General features: G+C 44.5%; 16 protein-coding genes. 9 read left to right on the plus strand and 7 right to left on the minus strand.

Annotated features, from left to right (window positions below; genetic code table 11):
* Positions 1–52: 52 nt before the first annotated feature.
* On the minus strand, positions 53–2,170 hold the full coding sequence (locus J4N42_RS09035; RefSeq protein WP_252027552.1) for a methyl-accepting chemotaxis protein: 2,118 nt from the start codon (positions 2,168–2,170) through the stop codon (positions 53–55).
* 214 nt (positions 2,171–2,384) lie between these two features.
* Between J4N42_RS09035 and xthA the strand changes: the two genes are divergently transcribed.
* Complete coding sequence (xthA, locus tag J4N42_RS09040) at positions 2,385–3,191, plus strand: exodeoxyribonuclease III (RefSeq protein ID WP_252027553.1); 807 nt, start codon at positions 2,385–2,387, stop codon at positions 3,189–3,191.
* A 73-nt stretch (positions 3,192–3,264) separates the two neighbouring features.
* On the opposite strand, the gene J4N42_RS09045 is transcribed toward xthA, so the two are convergent.
* The 4 genes from J4N42_RS09045 to J4N42_RS09060 all read right to left on the minus strand — a co-directional run bounded on the left by J4N42_RS09045 (position 3,265) and on the right by J4N42_RS09060 (position 6,400).
* Complete coding sequence (locus J4N42_RS09045) at positions 3,265–3,942, minus strand: ABC transporter permease (protein ID WP_252027554.1); 678 nt, start codon at positions 3,940–3,942, stop codon at positions 3,265–3,267.
* A gap of 3 nt (positions 3,943–3,945) precedes the next feature.
* Positions 3,946–4,686, minus strand: coding sequence for an ABC transporter permease (locus J4N42_RS09050; RefSeq protein WP_252027555.1), 741 nt, complete (start codon positions 4,684–4,686; stop codon positions 3,946–3,948).
* A gap of 92 nt (positions 4,687–4,778) precedes the next feature.
* Positions 4,779–5,549 (minus strand): L-arginine-binding protein AotJ, encoded by a 771-nt coding sequence (gene aotJ, locus J4N42_RS09055; RefSeq protein WP_252027556.1) that lies wholly within the window; start codon positions 5,547–5,549, stop codon positions 4,779–4,781.
* Positions 5,550–5,629: 80 nt separating this feature from the next.
* Positions 5,630–6,400, minus strand: coding sequence for an ABC transporter ATP-binding protein (locus J4N42_RS09060; protein WP_252027557.1), 771 nt, complete (start codon positions 6,398–6,400; stop codon positions 5,630–5,632).
* A gap of 591 nt (positions 6,401–6,991) precedes the next feature.
* Between J4N42_RS09060 and J4N42_RS09065 the strand changes: the two genes are divergently transcribed.
* From J4N42_RS09065 to J4N42_RS09075, 3 genes are all read left to right on the plus strand, one after another.
* Positions 6,992–8,539 (plus strand): DUF3360 family protein, encoded by a 1,548-nt coding sequence (locus J4N42_RS09065; protein ID WP_252027558.1) that lies wholly within the window; start codon positions 6,992–6,994, stop codon positions 8,537–8,539.
* 291 nt (positions 8,540–8,830) lie between these two features.
* On the plus strand, positions 8,831–11,107 hold the full coding sequence (pflB, locus tag J4N42_RS09070; protein WP_252027559.1) for a formate C-acetyltransferase: 2,277 nt from the start codon (positions 8,831–8,833) through the stop codon (positions 11,105–11,107).
* 210 nt (positions 11,108–11,317) lie between these two features.
* Positions 11,318–12,322: a lipid A deacylase LpxR family protein gene (locus tag J4N42_RS09075; RefSeq protein WP_252027560.1), complete on the plus strand. Its 1,005-nt coding sequence runs from the start codon at positions 11,318–11,320 to the stop codon at positions 12,320–12,322.
* A gap of 6 nt (positions 12,323–12,328) precedes the next feature.
* On the opposite strand, the gene J4N42_RS09080 is transcribed toward J4N42_RS09075, so the two are convergent.
* Positions 12,329–14,209: a methyl-accepting chemotaxis protein gene (locus J4N42_RS09080; protein WP_252027561.1), complete on the minus strand. Its 1,881-nt coding sequence runs from the start codon at positions 14,207–14,209 to the stop codon at positions 12,329–12,331.
* A gap of 222 nt (positions 14,210–14,431) precedes the next feature.
* Here J4N42_RS09080 and pflA point away from each other — a divergent pair, with 222 nt between their 5' ends.
* The 3 genes from pflA to J4N42_RS09095 all read left to right on the plus strand — a co-directional run bounded on the left by pflA (position 14,432) and on the right by J4N42_RS09095 (position 16,534).
* Positions 14,432–15,172 carry a pyruvate formate lyase 1-activating protein gene (pflA, locus tag J4N42_RS09085; protein WP_252027562.1) on the plus strand — a complete coding sequence of 247 codons (741 nt, stop codon included), beginning with the start codon at positions 14,432–14,434 and terminating at the stop codon, positions 15,170–15,172.
* A gap of 69 nt (positions 15,173–15,241) precedes the next feature.
* Positions 15,242–15,910, plus strand: coding sequence for an energy-coupling factor ABC transporter permease (locus J4N42_RS09090; protein WP_252027563.1), 669 nt, complete (start codon positions 15,242–15,244; stop codon positions 15,908–15,910).
* Positions 15,911–16,033: 123 nt separating this feature from the next.
* Positions 16,034–16,534: a YfbU family protein gene (locus J4N42_RS09095; protein WP_252027564.1), complete on the plus strand. Its 501-nt coding sequence runs from the start codon at positions 16,034–16,036 to the stop codon at positions 16,532–16,534.
* Between the two features lie 124 nt (positions 16,535–16,658).
* Here J4N42_RS09095 and J4N42_RS09100 read toward each other — a convergent pair whose 3' ends face one another.
* Positions 16,659–17,366: a MipA/OmpV family protein gene (locus J4N42_RS09100; RefSeq protein WP_252030816.1), complete on the minus strand. Its 708-nt coding sequence runs from the start codon at positions 17,364–17,366 to the stop codon at positions 16,659–16,661.
* A 376-nt stretch (positions 17,367–17,742) separates the two neighbouring features.
* On the opposite strand from J4N42_RS09100, the gene J4N42_RS09105 reads away from it, so the two are divergent.
* Both J4N42_RS09105 and J4N42_RS09110 read left to right on the plus strand, forming a co-directional pair.
* The gene (locus tag J4N42_RS09105; protein ID WP_252027565.1) at positions 17,743–19,677 is read left to right on the plus strand and encodes a PrkA family serine protein kinase; all 1,935 of its coding nucleotides are present in this window, start codon (positions 17,743–17,745) and stop codon (positions 19,675–19,677) included.
* A gap of 90 nt (positions 19,678–19,767) precedes the next feature.
* Positions 19,768–21,039, plus strand: coding sequence for a YeaH/YhbH family protein (locus J4N42_RS09110; protein ID WP_252027566.1), 1,272 nt, complete (start codon positions 19,768–19,770; stop codon positions 21,037–21,039).
* The last annotated feature ends 8 nt before the right edge of the window (positions 21,040–21,047 follow it).

A 21,047-nucleotide genomic window follows, 5' to 3' on the forward strand; every position in this document is an offset into this window, starting at 1 on the left:
GAGAAAACTCTTCGCTTTTTCAATTGTTTGATTGCTTGATCGCTTGACAGTGTTAAACCTTAAATTGATCTACCAGCTTTTGCTGATTTGCAGACAGCTCTTCTATCTGTACACCGACCGCTTCTGATTCACCCGCTTGCGACAGTATCTGCGCACTTAAGTCCCTTATATTCGAGACGCTTTGGTTCACTTCCGCCGATACGGCTTGTTGTTCTTCTGCTGCCCTAACAATCTGACTGTTCATATCATTAATTGCAGAGATCGCCTCAAAGATATGACTCAATTCAACGACAGCTTGGTTCACTTGCTGTGCAGAATCATTGGCAAGAATATTACCTTCTTGAATGGCCTCAACTACGTCTTGAGTACCTTGTTGAACTTTGGCGATAACATCTCGAATTTCTCCCACAGAATCCTGGGTCCTACTTGCAAGGTTACGAACTTCGTCGGCTACGACTGCAAAGCCTCTACCTTGTTCTCCCGCACGAGCAGCTTCGATTGCGGCATTCAATGCCAGTAGGTTAGTCTGCTCCGAGATGCCTTCAATAACGGATAGGATTTCGGTAATATTAGCGTTGTTCTTTGCCAGTTCCTCTACAACAGGTACGGCTGCGGTCATGCGCTCAACCAGCTTAACCATCTCTTGTTCTGACTGTTCGATAACTCTTTGCCCTGAGCTTGCTGCTTCATCCGCTTCACTCGCCGCCTTCACTGCCACTTCCGCATTTTGGACCACGAGACTTGCCGTTTGAGTCATTTCTTCTGACGCGGTCGCGACAAGGTCGACTTCCTTAAATTGAGAGTCACTACTGGTTCGCGTTTCTGCCGCGGCAATTTTTGCTTGCTCTGTCGTCGTTGCGACCTGATGGGTGGTATCAACAACTTGTTTGATCGTGTGCTGCAGCTTATCTAAGAAAGAGTTGAAGCCATTCGCCAACTGGCCAATTTCATCTTTGGATTTTACGTCTAATCTCTGAGTCAGATCTCCTTCACCAGAAGCGATATCATCCAAGCGGCTGACCACTTCACGTATTGGCTTAACGATATTTAAAGCCAGCAGTGCAATCAGAGCTAAACCAACAACAACAAAAATAGCGCCTGCAATCAATTCAGTTTGAACACCTGCAGAGACTTGATCGCTGATGATCATATCGAGCTTGTCCGCATCTTCTAACACTGCTGATCGTGGCATTTCAAATATAACGCCCCAGGTCTGGTTAGCGACCATTATCGGCGCGAACACAGACAACCATTGGCCATCGTCGCTCCATTGAGTCGTCACCTCATAACCAAACAAGAAGTCTGTAATAGCATCACTACTTAGGCGTGGCGTGGAAAGCGCTTGACCAATCGTTAGTGACGAATCATCGCTGGCGATCAAGCTACCATCTAACGCGACGATATATACATTACCCAAACCAGAGAACAGAGTTTCATCAGAGGCTTTAGCAACATCACCGAGCTGGTCGAGTTTTAAATCGATGCCGAAGAAGCCGATAGCGGTGTCGTCTATTTTAATTGGCACGGAGATGGATGTAGTGAGGACAGTACCTTGCTCTTGCTGAACCAGTTTTGGCGTTGATACACATGTTTCACCACTGGCCAACGGACAGAAGAAACGCTCGCTATTATCACCGTGGTCAATCATCGCTTCTGTTAGAACATTAGGAACAATGTTTTCACCGTTAGCGGCGGTTTGCCAGTACGGTGCAAAACGCCCTCTCTCGTTTGACCCCACATAATCGGCACCTTCATAGTTACTGTCTTCACCATCAAGCATATGAGGTTTAAATACGAGATAAGCGCCCTGAATTGAATCAAATGCTATAACGGATTTTCTCACCATTTCATCAAGCGCAGTACGTAGCTCTTCACTAGAACCAAAGTTTTCTTCTGTATTGGTTTTATAGAAAAGAGCACTAGATGCCAGCATCTCTGATCGATAGATAGCTTCATTCAGATATTCACTCACTTCCGTTGAATTGAGCAGCGCACGGGTTTGTAACAATTGCTCTGATTTATCGATCACCGATTCAGAACTTTGTTCCTTAATGATCTGCTGATTCGCCACCGCGTTATAGACAGAGAATCCAACTAATGAAAGAGAGGTAATAAGCAGGCAACATCCTGCTAGAAGTGTGATTTTCCACTGAACGGAAAGGGTTCGCATACTACATCCTTATAAGCAAGCAATCTATACATCTTAATGAGAATAACCTGACTAAATCATTAGACCATAATCCTTAAACAGGTCAATCTAAAGTTTATATATCTGTTAACAATTTTGTCATAACTGGTCAATGTAGCTGGTTAGCCACGTCTATTTCTCGTTCTGTTTTGTTTAGTGTTACTATCTCAGTCAAATACAAAAACAAGGACACTCAATGAAAGTCATTAGCTTTAATATCAATGGACTTAGAGCTCGCCTCCACCAGCTACAAGCATTGATCGACAAACATCAACCGGATGTCATAGGCCTTCAAGAAATCAAAGTTCATGACGAAGCATTCCCAATTGAAGACGTTGAAGCCATGGGCTACAAAGTCTACTTTCATGGTCAAAAAGCGCACTACGGTGTAGCAATGTTGTGTAAGCAAGAGCCAGTTCACGTCCAGAAAGGCTTCCCTACCGACAACGACGATCATCAAAAGCGCATGATCATGGCAACTTTCGAAAATGAAAACGGCGAAAAAGTAACGGTATTAAATGGCTACTTCCCTCAAGGAGACAATATTTCTCACGAGACTAAGTTCCCATACAAGCGCCAGTTTTATAAAGATCTGATGACTTATCTAACCGATCATCACAGTAACGATGAGCAACTTATTGTCATGGGCGACATTAACATCAGTCCGCTCGATTCAGATATCGGCATTGGCGAACCAAACCGTAAGCGCTGGTTGAAAACGGGTAAGTGTTCATTCCAACCGGAAGAACGTGAATGGCTGAAAACACTGCTTGATTGGGGATTTGAAGATACATTCCGTAAGCTGCATCCAGACACTACTGAGCAGTACTCATGGTTTGATTACCGCTCACGCGGGTTCGACGACAACCGTGGCCTTCGTATTGATGTTGTGCTGGCGACGCCATCACTTGCGGCAAAGTGTACTGAAGCGGGTATCGATTATGAGTTGCGTGGCATTGAAAAACCATCCGACCACGCGCCAATCTGGTCGACATTCGAATAATAAAACTCGAGTTTTAAACCCAAACGAAAAAAGGCTTCCAAATTGGGAGCCTTTTTGTATTCATCAAAATGAACTAGCTAAGTGGTCTTAGATACGCTAGGAAACGTTTTTCCGCGTGTTTGAAACACCACAGAATGATGAACGTTAGAGCCATGTAGAATAGGCCTGCAGTTAAGAATGATTCAAACGGCGCATAGTAACGAGAGTTCACCAGGCGAGCGGCCCCCGTTAAGTCCATAATAGTCACGATACCGGCAACTGCACTACCATGCAGCATGAAGATCACTTCGTTACTGTAAGCAGGCAATGCACGACGCAGTGCACTTGGCAGAATGATCCTACGGTATGTCTTCCACGGACTCATACCATAAGCTTTCGCCGCTTCTACTTCACCCTTTGGTAAACCGTTAATCGCGCCGCGGATAATTTCCGCTGTATACGCTGACGTGTTCAAAACAAACGCGACGAGTGCACAGAACCAAGCGTTCTCCCACAACGTATCTTTAACCGGAAAGAACTGGTCCATTCCGTAGTAAATAAGATAAAGCTGAACCAGCAATGGTGTGCCGCGGAAAAAGTAGATAAAGGCCCAAGATGGCCCACTCACAAAGTAGTTGTGGCTATTACGAGCGACGGCCAAAGGAATCGCTACGATTAGACCAAGAATCAGTGCTAGCCCGACTAACCAAACCGTCGTCCATAAACCGTCTAAGTAGACCGGGAAGCTTTCAATTACTAATGAAAAATCCATTTCTTACCTCGCGTGAATACTGAACTTGCGCTCAACGAGCTTTAAGAAGCCGGTCGATACACTGGTGAAGAAAAGGAAAATAAGCGCAACAGCCATGTAGAAAGTGAATGGCATTTTCGTTGAGCCCGCAGCTAGGGAGCTCACACGAACCATGTCTTCAAGGCCGATAATGGAAACCAGTGCTGTCGTTTTCAAAAGTACCAGCCAGTTATTGCCAAAGCCTGGCAACGCATGGCGAATCATTTGCGGCAACAGGATGCGGCGAAAAGCCAGTACCGAACTCATTCCGTACGCCTTTGCCGCTTCCATTTCGCCTTTGTCGACCGCCATAATTGCACCGCGGAACGTTTCCGCCATGTAAGCGCCGAATATAAAACCAATGGTTAAGATACCCGCGATAAACGGACTAACGTCAATGTAATCCGGCAGGTAAGAAGTCCACTCATGGTTTGGATCGCTCGAAGCGAACCACTCATTTAACCATTCGTTAATTGAGTACAAACTGTTATTGAGAAGAATTTGGCCACCAAAGAAAATTAGCATCATCAGAACCAAATCGGGGATGCCACGAATGATGGTGGTGTAAAGAGTAGCGATAGCACGCGCCCAGCGATATGGCGCAAGTTTTGCCAGTGCTCCTAGCATGCCTAATACCATTGCAAGTATTAACGACAGAATCGCAACTTCAATAGTCAGCACGGCCCCTTTAAGAATAGAGGCTTCGTATCCTTGTAAATCCAGCATATTTTTATCCCAACAGAACTGCTTAAGTGTTGGTAAATAGAGTTAAATCAGGAGAGGCACCAGCCTCTCCTAAACCTAGAAAAATCTAGTTGTTATTGACCGTAAACGTCGTAGTTGAAGTATTTAGCAGCAATCTCTTGATAAATACCTTTCTCACGTAGAGATAGGATTGCAGCGTCTAGCTTCTTAGTAAGATCTTTATCTTGCTTACGTACCGCAATACCAAAGCCTTCACCGAACCACTTCGGATCAGTCAGAGAAGGACCAACGAACTCATACGCTTCGCCGCCCGCTTTATTTAGCACGCCTTCTTCAAGTGCAGATGCATCACCTAGAACTGCCGCTACGCGACCGTTTGCTAGGTCAAGGTAAGCTTCATCGAAAGAGCCGTAACGTACGATGTCTACTTTGTCACCGTAGTTGTCAGTTAGGTATTTATCATGCGTTGTTGCACGCTGTACCGCGATTTTTTGACCATCTAGGTTGTCAAAGTTCAGGCCTGCGCCTTTCTTCGCGATGAATTTGTTAGGGATAAGTGCGTACTTACCAGTGAAATCAACTTTCTTCTTACGCTCTTCGGTGATAGACATCGCTGCGATGATTGCATCGTATTTACGAGCAAGTAGAGAAGGAATGATACCATCCCAATCTTGAGGAACGATCTTACATTGAACTTCCATCTCTTTACACAGAGCGTTAGCCATATCCACGTCGAAACCTTTCAGAGAACCATCTGATTCTGTCCAGCTAAACGGAGGGTAAGCACCTTCGATACCGAAGCGAACTGTTTTCCATTCTTTCGCTTGAGCGACACCAGTTGCAGTAGTTGCAGCAAGTGCTGCTACTAATAACCACTTTTTCATTTCCATACTCCTGTGATTGGTATAATCGTTTTTTGTTAGTTAATGTTGTGTTTTTAGAATGACTAACTTGGCTAGCCAATTTAGTAAATCGAAGATATAAATTGCTGAAGTCTTTCAGACTCAGGCTGCGTAAATAGCTTAGCAGGATCTCCCTGTTCTTCTACTAGCCCCTGATGCAAGAACATCACGTGATTGGAAACATCACGAGCAAACGCCATTTCATGAGTTACCACTAACATGGTTCTGCCTTCATCAGCCAGATCACGCATTACACCAAGAACTTCACCCACTAGTTCAGGGTCAAGTGCAGAGGTCGGCTCGTCAAATAGCATAACTTCTGGGTCTACCGCGAGAGCGCGTGCGATTGCTGCACGTTGCTGCTGCCCGCCTGAAAGGTGGCCTGGGTAATAATCTTTACGCTCGTAAAGCCCTACCTTCTTTAGCAACATTTCTGCATTTTCGATAGCTTGAGCTTTTGGCACACCTAATACGTGAACTGGAGCTTCGATAACATTCTCAAGCACAGTCATATGTGACCAAAGGTTAAAGCCTTGGAATACCATCGCCAAGCGAGAGCGAATTCTTTGTACTTGTTTTTCATTAACAGGTACGGCTTCGCCTTGACGGTTATTCTTCATTTCGATGAGCTCACCGTTTACCCAGATTTCACCTGCGGTCGGTGTCTCTAATAGATTGATACATCTAAGAAAGGTACTCTTTCCTGAACCGGAAGAGCCAATAATAGAAATTACGTCGCCTTTGTGTGCTTCTAAAGAAATACCTTTTAGTACTTCATTCTGGCCAAAGGTTTTGTGCAGTTCTTTTATATCCAGCGCTGGTACATCTTTCATGCGCTTTTACTCCCTGTCGTGTCTAACTGCTTGGGTTCCACCCATATTTCGCTACAAACTAGCACTCCTCCCGAACAGATGCAACAAATTATTAACCTATAAACTATGGATGCATAGTTACAAAATATGACTAATAATTCATAAAATAGGCATTTATGCTTCTATGCTCGCATAAACCAAACAGCAACCATCAATTCCATTGAGTTATATTTATTAACAAATTTATAAAAACAAGATCTATCTCAATCTTTAGATTTCCGCCTAAAATCACTCCTGACATAGCATATGCATATTGTTTACTTCGAGTTATGTAATAATATTTCACTTTAAAAATCAGAACGATGGACTATTTAGGCTGCTTGTGTAGTTTTCTTTCACATTCTTTCATAAAGTGATCAAGATCAATCACCCTAAAGGGTAAGCACGTTACACTCGCCTCAAAGATAAAAGCCCTTAGAAGGCTACCATTGTCTTTTTAGTCGTCTATTCTTAAGCACTCAATTACCGTGCTACATAGGCAGGCTAAGGACTTTGCCGCAGGAAGCGGACTTGAAATTGAAAGAATGACTTACTTTTGAATATGAGGAATCTATGTCAGACGCAGTGAAACAACCGCACTCTGATTCGGATATTGAGAACAAGAGCTATAAAGAGCTTCATCGTCCAGCATCAGAATTTGCGAGCCGTTCAGATTACTTAGATCATGAACTGCAAATTATGAAACCGCGCCGCTTTGGATTAAACCTTCCTGGTCGCGACTTCCGATTTGAACTTGAAGATTTAGTTCCTGCACTCGCAGGTACCATCGGCATTATCGCGATGTACTCTGCAGTAATGATGTCTTGGGCAGATGGCCTAACCGCCGCTTGGGACCACGTGAACCTTGGTAAAGAGTTTGCGATTGAAGTTGCTCGTGTAGAGATGCTTATCCCTGCCCTACTTTTCTGTATTCTTGCTTCAGGCTTTTTTAACCCTCGCGCCAACCTGGCCGGTAACCATGGCCCGATGATTCCGCTGATCGGTTCCATCGCGTTAGCTGGCGCTCACCCTCTTGCTCTTGCAATTTTACTTGGCGTGTTTGGTTTACTATTAAGCTACTTTAAGGGCGGTTCCAAACTGGTGAACCTCACCTCAGAAGGTACAGCCGGCGGCTTGCTTATCTTCCTTGGCTTTACGGGTACCATGAGCCAGATTGGTTCAATTCAATCTTGGGCAACGGGTCTACAGTCTGCAGATGTCGCTGCAGGTAGCATGGGCTATGTTGGCCTCATCGTACTTGGTATCACCATCGCCATTTACGCTTTCCTAGCCAAAATCAACATGCGTTGGTTAGCCATCCCTGTATGTGCTATTACCGGCCTTATCGTCGCACTTGTACTTGGCGCCGGCTTCGACCTAACGTTTGAAACTGAAATGGGTCTACCTAACCTAAACCCTGTTTATTGGTGGGGCAGCACAGAACAAGGTTGGATGCTTGGTCTTCCAAATCTTGAGCACTTCATCGCTTCTTTACCTTTTGCGATTCTAGCGGTAGCTATGTGGTCACCAGATTTCCTTGGTCACCGTATCTTCCAAGAACTGAACTACCCACGTAAAACTGAAAAAGTGCTGATGGACGTTGATGACACTATGACTATGTGTTCGGTACGTCAAATGGTCGGTACGGCGGTTGGTGGTGGTAACATCACATCTTCTTGGGGTACTTACATGATCCCAGCTGCAATCGCGAAACGTCCTATCCCAGCAGGTGCAATTTTACTAGGTTCACTATGTATTATTGTTGCTATCCTTGGTTTCCCTATGGACGTTGCGGTATGGCCACCAGTGATGCGTGTTGCTCTGTTAGTAGGTGTTTTCCTACCACTACTTGAAGCTGGTATGCAAATGGTAAAAGACACCAAGGACTCGCAAGCTGCAGGTATTTGTATCTTCGCTTCTGTAGTTGCTAACCCTGTATTAGCATGGGCTCTGACCATGTTCTTAGACAACAACGGCCTAATTGGCGATAAAGAACGTGCCACTCGTCTATCGTTTGCAGACAAGATCATTATCCCTGTTGGTGTATTTGTTATCTGTCTCGTTGCTATGCTTGCTGTAGGTATGCTAGAAAGCCAATATGGCTTAAAAGCTTGGCTATAAGCACCATCGATTCAAAAAATGTGTGGGTAGCGCAAGTCGCTACCCTACTTTTATCAACTTTTTTTATCTTTTATTGATTTAGTTTAAGGTTTACGGATTTTTTTTAGTTTACTCTTAATTTCAAGTTAGCGAGTCTCTTTCTCGAAACGAGTAACAATATCTATAGTATTAACGTTGAATTTTGAAACTATACATATTGTTATTAATAAAGAGTGTACTGGTTCCCTCTCTGGGATTGCTGGCTCAACAGTAAACAGTACGTGTTTTTTCTACTAAAAAGGTAGGTATGTCATGGCAGAGCAATTTGCTAAAGCTTGGGAAGGTTTTGCTGAAGGTGATTGGCAGAACGAAGTAAACGTTCGTGATTTCATTCAAAAGAACTACACACCGTATGAAGGCGACGAGTCTTTCCTAGTTTCTGAAGGTACTGAAGCAACAAACGTACTTTGGGCTAAAGTAATGGAAGGCATCAAGCAGGAAAACGCGACTCACGCACCTGTTGATTTCGATACTTCTGTTATCTCTACCATCACTTCTCATGATGCTGGTTACATCAACAAAGACCTTGAAACTATCGTTGGTCTTCAGACTGAAGCACCTCTAAAACGTGCAATCATGCCTAACGGCGGTGTACGTATGATCGAAGGTTCTTGTAAAGCTTACGGTCGTACGCTAGACCCACAAGTTTCTAAAATCTACTCTGAGTACCGCAAAACGCACAACCAAGGCGTTTTCGATGTGTACTCTCCTGATATCCTAAAATGTCGTAAGTCTGGTGTTCTGACTGGTCTTCCAGATGCATACGGCCGTGGTCGTATCATCGGTGACTACCGTCGTGTTGCACTGTACGGTGTAGACTTCCTAATGAAGGACAAAGTTGCTCAGTTCCACTCTACTCAAGAGAAACTAGAAGCTGGCGACGATCTACAAATGACTATGCAGCTGCGTGAAGAGCTTCAAGAGCAACACCGTGCTCTAGGTCAAATGAAAGAAATGGCTGCGTCTTACGGCTTCGACATTTCTGGTCCTGCGACTACAGCTCAAGAAGCTATCCAGTGGACTTACTTCGGTTACCTAGCAGCTGTTAAATCTCAAAACGGCGCGGCTATGTCTCTAGGTCGTACTTCGACTTTCCTTGACGTATACGTTGAGCGTGACATCGCAGCTGGCATCATCACTGAAGAACAAGCTCAGGAAATGATCGACCACTTCGTAATGAAGCTACGTATGGTTCGCTTCCTACGTACTCCTGAGTACGATGAGCTATTCTCTGGCGACCCGATCTGGGCAACAGAATCTATGGGTGGTATGGGTGTTGACGGTCGTACGCTAGTAACACGTACAAACTTCCGTTTCCTAAACACGCTATACACTATGGGTCCTTCTCCAGAGCCAAACATCACTGTACTTTGGTCTGAGCAGCTACCTGACGGCTTCAAGAAGTTCTGTGCGAAGGTATCTATCGATACTTCTTCTATCCAGTACGAGAACGATGACCTAATGCGTCCAGATTTCGACAACGATGACTACGCTATCGCTTGTTGTGTATCGCCAATGGTTATCGGTAAGCACATGCAGTTCTTCGGCGCTCGTGCAAACTTAGCTAAAACTCTTCTATACGTTATCAACGGCGGTGTAGATGAGAAGCTTAAGATCCAAGTTGGTCCTAAGACTGAAGCAATGACTGACGAAGTTCTAGACTTCGACAAAGTTTGGGCTGGTCTAGACAACTTCATGGATTGGCTAGCTAAGCAATACGTGACTGCGCTAAACGCAATCCACTACTCTCACGACAAGTACAGCTACGAAGCAGCGCTTATGGCTCTACACGACCGTGACGTTCGCCGTACAATGGCTTGTGGTATCGCTGGTCTATCAGTTGCAGCTGACTCTCTATCTGCAATTAAGTACGGCACAGTTAAGCCAATCCGTGACGAAGACGGCATCGCAATCGACTTCGACATCTCTGGCGACTACCCGAAATTTGGTAACAACGACGCGCGTGTTGATGACATGGCTTGTGAACTTGTGACTATCTTCATGAACAAGATCCGTAAGCTTAAGACTTACCGTGATGCAGTACCTACACAGTCTATCCTGACTATCACTTCAAACGTGGTATACGGTAAGAAGACTGGTACTACACCAGACGGTCGTAAAGCAGGTGCTCCATTCGCTCCAGGTGCAAACCCAATGCACGGTCGCGATGAAAAAGGTGCTGTAGCTTCTCTTACTTCTGTAGGTAAACTACCGTTTGCTGACGCTAAAGATGGTATCTCATACACATTCTCTATCGTTCCAAACGCACTAGGTAAAGAAGAAGATTCACAGCGTTCGAACCTTGCTGGCCTAATGGATGGTTATTTCCACCACGAGCAAGGCATTGAAGGTGGTCAGCACCTAAATGTGAACGTTCTTAACCGTGAGACTCTAGAAGACGCAGTTAAGCACCCAGAGAACTACCCTCAGCTAACAATCCGTGTATCCGGTTACGCTGTTCGCTTCAACTCTCTAACTGTTGAGCAGCAAAAAGACGTAATCGCACGTACGTTTACTGAAACTCTGTAAAACATCCGTTAATAAACGCTTGTTAACAGTAAAAGCCCTGCTCTATTGAGCTGGGCTTTTTTATTATTCAAAAACATAATTATTAGTTATGAACTCGATGCGGTAAATTGGCGAGCTCGTGCACATTTGTACTTGTTTCTGCATTCTTTGCTCACAGATGGTTACAAGTTGCGGTAACATGAGGGTTCATTCAAGATTTGTAGTACACACATGAAGTTCACTCACCTATTACCTTTGCTCCTGCTATCGACTAGCGCTGTAGCCTCTGAACGTTCTACCGTTACTTTTGGCTTAGACAATGATGGCGTATTCGGTGTCGATCAGGATTACACCAACGGAATATTCCTCTCTTATACATCCAGTGCCATTAACGAACCTTGGCTCATATTTAAGCCTCTCAGCCTTTCATTTTGGGGCGCAGGTTCACTGGATAAATGGGAATTTACGCTCGGTCATAAAATGTGGACTCCTTCAGATATCGAAGATACCACTCCGCGCGCGAACGACCGCCCATACGCAGGTTACTTCCATGGTGAACTGAACTACATCAGCCTACACCCCCAACAAGCTCAACGCTTCAACTTAACACTGGGTGCAACGGGCGAAAACTCCTACGCAGACCAAGCACAAAAGTTGGTTCACAGTATTACCGGATCAGACGACCCGAACGGTTGGGAATTTCAAATTGATGATGAAGTAGTGGGAAGTGTGGGCTATTTGAGCCACTTTAACCTAATGCGTAATCGCTCCATTGCCAATACAGATTGGGAAATCTCCAATGTATCGGAAGCGAATGTCGGTAACTTCCGAAGTGATGTCTCTACAGGCTTAATGTTTCGCTGGGGTACCGACCTAGCAGGCAACATGGGGGCTGCGAACATCAGCACAGAAAACCCATTTCGTGCAGGCATGATTGGTGCGTCCAATTCCGCTTGGTTCGTCTTTACCGGTATTGAAGGTCGCTATCGTTTCAACGATATAACCATTGAAGGCGATCGCTCTGGGGTTGAAGAGTGGGCGCTAGAGAATGGACAAGATCCAAGTATCTATGATGTGACTCTTGAGAATGTTCAAGCTAGTGCCGTTGCTGGTGTCGCTTGGTATAATGAATACGTAGGCGTGAGCTTAGCAGCAACAGTGAAAACGCCCGATTACAAAGAAGCCACTGAATCCATTTACGGTACTGGTGCCTTCTCTTTCTGGGCGTTCTTCTAACAAGTCCTAAATAGTAAAACGTTGGCAGTCTGAATTCAGGCTGCTTGAACGTTTGTCCACAAGTTGGCTGGTTGCTCTTAACTGTTCGTTGTTGTCTTCCAGCTCTTTCATCGCACCGGAAATTTGCGTCATGTTGTCCGCCATAGACTGACTAGTGGTCGCTAGCTCTCTAATTGAAGCGAATATGACTTCCGTTTGGTGCGCCGCTTCATCGGCTTTTTCAGTGATTTGAGTCAACGCCTGCATAGCCTCATGGCCTTTTTCCTGCCCAACTCGTATCGATGATTCGGATTGGCCAATATACTGAATCACTTCCGCACTCTCTTTTTTCATAGTGTCGATGGTGTCTGATATCTCAGTCACGGCATCTACCGTACGGACTGCTAAGCTTCTAACTTCGTCGGCTACCACCGCAAATCCTCGACCTTGCTCGCCTGCCCTAGCGGCCTCAATAGCCGCATTCAGTGCCAACAAGTTAGTCTGCTCGGCGATTCCGTTGATGATTTCCATGACAGAGTCGACTTTCGAAGAGGCTTCTTCCAGTTGCTGAGTGTGGCCTGCCGCTGAACTTAGGATCTTACCCACATCTTCTAGAGATCCAATAGCAGCAGTAATGACGGCTGCCCCCTCTTCAGCCGCTTGTGTCGAAGACTTACTGATGTCTGCCACGAATTCTAACGAGTTTGATACTTCTTGAGTTGTTACGCTGACTTCTTCAGTTGCTGAAGCCAAAAGTTGAGTTTGTCCTAGTACTTCTGACTGATTGTGGACCAACCTGTCGATGCCAACGTTGAGCTCAGCTGCGTTTTCTGACAACGCATCACTGCTTTGTTGCACACCATGAACCAATTCTCCTAAGTTTTCACAACTTTCATTAATCGTGGTGGCTAATTGATTGAATTCATCTTTATGATTCTTACTGATTACCATTCTCTGAGACAAATCCCCTTTCGCAACCGCCCCCAATACCTTGTTGGTCAAGTTGACAGAACGGGTAAGTGTCATACTGATCGTTATAAAAATTGCGATAGTGAACACAGCCAGTACTGCACATGCCACCAGCACCGACCACTGTGTTTGAGTTGCACTTTTGCTCGCATTCGCTTGGTAACGATGACTTATATCGGCGAGCTCTGCTGTCACCGCGTTGATGACACTAGTGAAATGCTCCTCACTGGCAAACAGCTGCTGATCCTTGCTACCTAGTTGCTGAGAGAGCTCACTCACTCGCATGAAGGTACTTTTGAATGCGTCGATTTCTTTCTCATACAAGTCCAACATCGCATAGGTATTCGACATATTGACGAAGCCCGCCATGGCTCGATTGAACAATTTTAAGTTTTTTTCATTCGGTTGAAGTAAGTAGTTTTGCTGCGCTTTGATCATGGCTTGAAAATCGGAGTTGAGCGTAACCATGCCGGTTTCTTCAATTTTTTGCTCAATGGTTGCAGCGAGTTGTTTAAGTTGTCCAAGGTTACCTTCGTCAACATTAAAACCAAGCTCTGCTTTGAGTTCTAGCCAAGGCACAATTGCAGTAGCAAATTCATTGGCACTTTCTGTTAATTCGCTGGCTTGTGTTGCAAGTCCTAATTCACGTAGAAAAAGCGCATCTTGCTCCGTCATGGCCTTAAGCTCATCCACTTTGGTTTTCACTTCTTGAACTTGGGAAGCTGTGAGTGAATCCAATTCTGAGGCTAAAAATAGCAACTCACTTTGCGTTCGATAGATAGACATCGAACCATCGGCTACTTCACCACTGCTGTGGTACTGCTCTTCCATTCCAGATAACCGATTCGACGTGAAAATGCCGAGCGTTAAAAAACCAACTGACAACACGACTAAGAACAAAGTGATCTTTTGTCGCTGAGACATGATTAGCGCATCCATGAAATTTCCCTCAATCACCAATGGTGATTCCAGCAAAAGGCAATATACCCAAGTAAGTATTTACATTTTTGTTATTAATAACAATTTTATAACATATTTCTAACCATGATCGATGTTTTTTTGCTGTTACAGTTTTCATCTTGAGGATTCGCCCTAAAGACCTATTTATACAAAGGGTTTTGTAATAAAATAACGTACAAATCCCTTACTTGAGAGCACACCATGTCTACAACTGGTCGTATCCACTCCTTTGAGTCTTGTGGAACCGTTGACGGTCCTGGAATTCGTTTTATTGTCTTTATGCAGGGCTGCTTAATGCGTTGTATGTATTGCCACAATCGCGATACTTGGGATACTCACGATGGCAAGGAAGTCACTGTTGAAGAAATCATTAGTGAAGCAAAGTCTTATCGTCACTTTATGAATGCTTCCGGTGGTGGTGTCACATGTTCCGGTGGCGAAGCAATGTTGCAACCTGAGTTTGTGCGTGATTTCTTCCGTGCGGCAAAAGCAGAAGGCATTCACACCTGCTTAGATACCAATGGCTATATTCGTAAGCACACTGAAGTTGTAGATGAAGTGCTCGAGGCGACAGACCTTGTCATGCTCGACCTTAAACATATGAAGGATGAAGTTCACCACGACTTTATTGGTGTCTCAAATAGACGTACGCTCGACTTCGCTCGATACTTACACAAAATTGGTCAAAAGACTTGGATTCGATACGTTGTCGTTCCAGGTTACACCGACGATGAAGAAGCGGCGCACATGCTCGGTGAGTTCATTAAAGATATGGACAACATTGAGAAAGTCGAGTTACTTCCTTACCATAAGCTAGGTGCGCATAAGTGGGAAGCATTAGGTCACGATTACCCACTGGATGGTATCAACCCACCGTCAAAAGAGACAATGGACAATATCGTTTCTATCATCGGTCAGTATCACGATAACGTTAAGTATTAAGTACATAACGGAAATACGATAGACTATAAGCCAGCATTCTTTGCTGGCTTTTTTATATGGAGATAAATCATGCTGCTGCCAGAGCTGTTTGCATTGGCTATCGTGACGGTTGTCATCGTGGTGTTTTGCTATACCGACGTAAATACAGTGTTTTTCCCAAAACTCCAGGCAGAGAAGACTTTCCAACACCTCACTTTCGCCAGCATGTTCGCCATTTTTATTCTTTGGTCAGCTCAGGCAGGGATTAAGCAAGGTTTAGACATCCATTTTCTCGCACTAACTACATTGTGTTTAATGTATGGTTGGAAAAGTGCATTTACCATCACAATCCCAATCACTTTTGGCCTAGCTCTATTTGGTACAATCTCGTTTTACCACATCCCAGTATACCTGTTGGTTTCCAGCCTAATTCCAATCCTTGTTAGCTATTTAGTTTTCGAGCTCAGCTACCGATTTTTGCCACGTAATATATTTGTATTTATCTTTGTTGCTGGTTTTTTTAACGCCGCATTCACTGGCAGTATCCACCTCGTCGTCAATGCGCTTTGGTACTCCGTTAATGACGCGTATACGTGGCCTGAAATCGTTGATAACTACCTTGTATTCTTGCCTTTGCTCGCTTTCCCCGAGGGGTTACTCAATGGCATGTCAGTCGCCCTACTTTGTGTATTCAAACCAGAGTGGCTGCGAACGTTTTCTGATAGAGATTACCTTTACCCACGAAACTCTCAAAAGTAGCCCTTCAAGCACGTTAAAAATTACATTTTTCACATTAAAACCGTGTTGAGATCATGTTTCGAGCCGGATAACACCTGTTAATCTTAGCTACAGAAAAATGAATATCTTTTAGTGAGGCTACTTATGGAAATGACAAACGCTCAACGTTTGATCCTATCGAACCAATATTACTTAATGTCTCAGATGGACCCTGAAAACCGTGCAAAGTACCAGCGTTTACAAATGATTGTTGAACGTGGTTATGAACTTCAAATGCGCGAGTTAAATAAAGATTTCGGCTGCTTAGTAGAAGCAGAGTGCCGTGAAATCATCGATATCTTAGAAATGTACCACGCAATGCAAGAGTCTAATAAAATGCTTGCAGAGCATGAACAATCGCAAGTGGATCAGCGCCGCCTTCAATTTTTAGGCTTCGATATCGCTAGTGAAGCGCAACTAGTGAACTATGTACGTTTCTTAATTGACTCAGAAGGACTTTATCCTCAATTCGACAAAGGCGATCACCACTTTAACAGTCAGATGCCAATGTTAGATAAATACCGCCGTATGCTGGTAACTTGGAAAAATTGTCCAAGACAATACCACCTATGCGCGACAGAGCTTACCCAAATTTTTAACGCGTAAGCTCTTCCCCTCTGTTTTAGGCACGTTAGAGCCAAGAACGACAAAAGGTTGGATTACATCCAACCTTTTTTACGCCAAATACTCTTGTTGTGCCAAAACAAAGGTCTACTCACTTTTCCTTTATTTAGAAAACGTACGCCACACCGACGTTGGCCGTGGTATTGACCCCACTTTCGATAATCGGGCTTCGCTCGATATCACCTTCTAAGTTGGTGTAACGAACCCCACCTGTTACCCGAACTCTCGGTGTAATGTGCAGGTATGCCGAAGCTCCAATAAAGTACTGGCCGTCCCAATCTGCATCAAACTCCGTCAACCCACTTCTCATAGCCTCTTCACCACTCACACCATATAAATGATTGTTGAGGTTCTCGCTGTTGTAGGCATATCCGATTGACGGTGTAATCGCCCAGCCGCGTTTTCTAATTGGTAGCCTCCACGCAGCTTCTGCATATAAGCCATTATGTGTACGCCCAACATCGGTTCCTGCCGTCGCTTCAAACATACCCACCATGGTAATAAGCTGATAGCTGACACCACCTAATATTGTCGAATCACGCTCGTCAAGCTTCTGAATTTGTTCATTGTCTGAGTCAGATGGCTTGAGCGTTCTTGGGTCATACACCAAGCGAAATACTACGTTCTGTACTGAACCTACCGGATTAATGCGATAGCCTGCGCTAAAGCCACGTAAGAATAAGTGTTCTCCCTCGTAACCAATTACGGGAATGACTGTCTGATTTGATGGCGTGTCTTTATAAACAGCAGGAGAGTATGACGCTGCGACACCGAGTGACCACTGAGATATGTCAGCTTGTACTCCTGATGTCATCGCTGTCCAAACACCAATCGAACCCACTATTTGTTTCAAAAATCTCACACTGCCACCAGTCACCTCAAATTAATTAGGTTTGAAATATACAGAACAACGTACAGTTTATCAATACAATCATTGTTCATTTTTATTTATTAAGCATGAAGCATTCACTCACAAGAGGACTTTCTCATAGAAGCAAAACTGCGGAGAAGCACAGCCATATTCAACTCGCAAATGAGAAATTTTAGATAGGCGATTTTCATCACCCTTTTGCAAATAAACACATAATTGTTAAGCAAAATTCGAAATAGCAACTAGGCTTAAATAGGAAAGGATTTGTATTCCATTGCGGGTTGTTTGTCAGTATGACAGGTTCAGAGGGGATTTCATTATGAGTATTTTCGACCACTTCCAAGCACGCTATGAAGCAGCCAAGGATGAAGAGTTATCACTGCAGGACTTTTTAGGTCTCTGTAAAGATGATAAAAGCGCGTATGCAAACGCAGCAGAACGATTACTAATGGCCATTGGTGAGCCAGAAGTTATTGATACTGCCCAAGATCCCCGATTAAGCCGTATTTTTTCTAATCGAGTCATCTCTCGTTATAAAACGTTTGAGGATTTTTATGGGATGGAAGATGCGATTGAACAGATCGTTTCTTACCTAAAACATGCGGCTCAGGGGTTAGAAGAGCGCAAACAAATTTTATACTTACTCGGCCCGGTGGGCGGTGGTAAGTCATCACTTGCAGAAAAGCTAAAAGCACTGATGCAACAAGTACCAATTTACGTACTGTCCGCTAACGGAGAGCGAAGCCCAGTCAACGACCACCCATTCTGTCTATTTGATGTCAGCGAGGATGGTGACTTATTGAAGCAAGAATATGGCATCGAAAAACGTTACCTACGTTCAATCATGTCACCTTGGGCTGCAAAACGTCTGCACGAGTTTGGGGGGGATATTTCTAAGTTTAAAGTAGTGAAAGTTCGCCCTTCTATCCTCGACCAAGTTGCGATAGCTAAGACTGAGCCAGGTGATGAAAATAACCAAGATATCTCATCTCTAGTTGGTAAAGTCGACATTCGTCAGTTAGAGCACTTTTCTCAAGATGATCCCGATGCCTACAGCTATTCCGGTGCTTTATGTAAAGCCAACCAAGGCTTGATGGAATTCGTCGAGATGTTCAAAGCTCCAATTAAAGTGTTGCACCCGCTCCTAACTGCGACTCAAGAAGGCAACTTCAACGGTACCGAAGGGCTGTCGGCACTTCCATTCGACGGTATGATCCTGGCTCACTCCAATGAGTCCGAATGGCAAACCTTTAGAAACAACAAGAACAACGAAGCATTCCTCGACCGTGTGTACATTGTCAAAGTACCGTATTGTCTAAGAGTGTCTGAAGAAGTGAAGATTTACCAGAAATTGCTGGATCACTCAGAGCTATCCAAAGCACCTTGCTCACCAAGCACATTAGATTTACTGGCTCAATTCAGTATCCTGTCGCGCTTAAAAGAACCAGAAAACTCTTCACTGTTCTCCAAAATGCGAGTCTATGACGGTGAAACCCTTAAAGACACCGATCCAAAAGCGAAAAGCTACCAAGAATACCGCGATTATGCAGGCGTCGATGAAGGCATGTCAGGGCTATCTACCCGTTTTGCATTCAAGATCCTCTCACGTGTATTCAACTTTGACCAAGCAGAAGTGGCAGCTAACCCAGTGCACTTGTTCTATGTCATTGAACAACAGGTAGAGAGAGAGCAGTTCCCTCAAGAACAATCAGAGAAATACTTGGAGTTCCTAAAAGGTTACCTAGTGCCACGCTACGTCGAATTTATTGGTAAAGAAATTCAGACTGCGTACTTAGAGTCCTACTCTGAATACGGTCAAAACATCTTTGACCGCTATGTCACCTACGCGGATTTCTGGATTCAAGATCAAGAATACCGTGACCCAGAAACAGGCCAGCTGTTCGACAGGGCATCACTGAACAGTGAGCTTGAAAAAATTGAGAAAACAGCAGGCATCAGTAACCCTAAAGATTTCCGTAACGAAATCGTTAACTTTGTACTTCGAGCTAAAGCCAACAACAACGGACAAAACCCTGTTTGGACCAGCTACGAGAAACTTCGCACCGTGATCGAGAAGAAAATGTTCTCGAATACGGAAGAGTTGCTTCCAGTTATCTCCTTCAATGCGAAAACCTCTTCAGAAGATCAGAAAAAACACGACGACTTTGTCGCTCGCATGATGGAGAAGGGCTATACCGAGAAGCAAGTGAGATTGCTATCTGAGTGGTATTTGCGAGTACGTAAATCCTCTTAAACGCAAGCTAACCTAAGCCCGCAATAAACCTTACAGCCATCATAATGGTGGCTGAAGGTTCAGTGGTGTGACGCTTACAGGGGGTAACTCATGGCGCAATTTATCGATAGACGACTGAACGGGAAGAACAAGAGTGCGGTTAACCGTCAACGCTTCCTTCGCCGTCACAAAGAGCAGATTAAAGAGTCTGTGGCAGATGCCGTTAATCGCCGCTCAATCACTAACACTGATTCTGGTGAGGATGTTTCAATCCCTCACCGAGATATAAAAGAACCCGTATTCCATCAAGGAAAAGGAGGCGTTCGAGAGCGCGTTCATCCAGGTAATGATCAATTCATCAGAGGCGATAAAATTGAACGTCCAAAAGGCGGTGGCCAAGGTGGAGGCTCAGGTGAAGGTGAAGCAAGCCCTGATGGCGAAGGGCAAGACGAATTTGTATTCCAGATCTCCAAGGACGAGTACTTAGATCTTCTATTTGAGGACTTAGAGCTACCAAACCTCGAAAAGAATCAAATCAACAAAATTACTGAATGGAAAACCCACCGAGCAGGTTTTCAGACCGCTGGTATTCCTTCTAATATCGCGATCGTTCGTTCATTGCAGCAATCTCTTGCTAGACGCACAGCAATGACAGCCGGCAAAAAACGTATGCTTAACGAGTTAGAAGACGAACTAGAGCGAATCAAGAACATTGAGCCCGCTCAAGCACTTGAAGAAAAACGGCTGAAACAAGAAATAAAGGACCTACGCAAGAAGATCGAAAGTGTCCCATTTATCGATACGTTTGACCTTCGCTTTAAAAACTATGAGAAACGCCCTGTTCCTTCCAGCCAAGCGGTTATGTTCTGCTTGATGGACGTATCAGGCTCGATGGACCAAGCCACAAAAGACATCGCTAAACGTTTCTATGTACTCTTGTACCTGTTCTTAACTCGTACGTATGAAAATGTTGAAGTGGTGTTTATACGTCACCACACGCAAGCGAAGGAAGTCGACGAACATGAGTTCTTTTACTCACAAGAAACCGGCGGAACCATCGTTTCAAGTGCCCTTAAGCTAATGAATGAGATCGTTGCAGATCGCTACCCTGTTGGCGAGTGGAATATATACGCAGCGCAAGCTTCTGATGGTGATAACTGGGCAGATGACTCCCCTCGTTGTAAAGAGCTTCTAATAAACAAACTGTTGCCGACGTGTCAGTACTATTCGTACATCGAAATTACTCGTCGCTCCCATCAAACTTTATGGCATGAATACGAAAAACTCGAACAGTCTTTCGATAACTTCGCGATGAAGAATATTCGAACGGTTGACGATATTTTCCCTGTATTCCGAGAGCTATTCCAAAAAGAAACCGCGTAGGGAGGCAC

Source organism: Vibrio sp. SCSIO 43135, from assembly GCF_023716665.1.
Lineage (GTDB): Bacteria > Pseudomonadota > Gammaproteobacteria > Enterobacterales > Vibrionaceae > Vibrio > Vibrio paucivorans.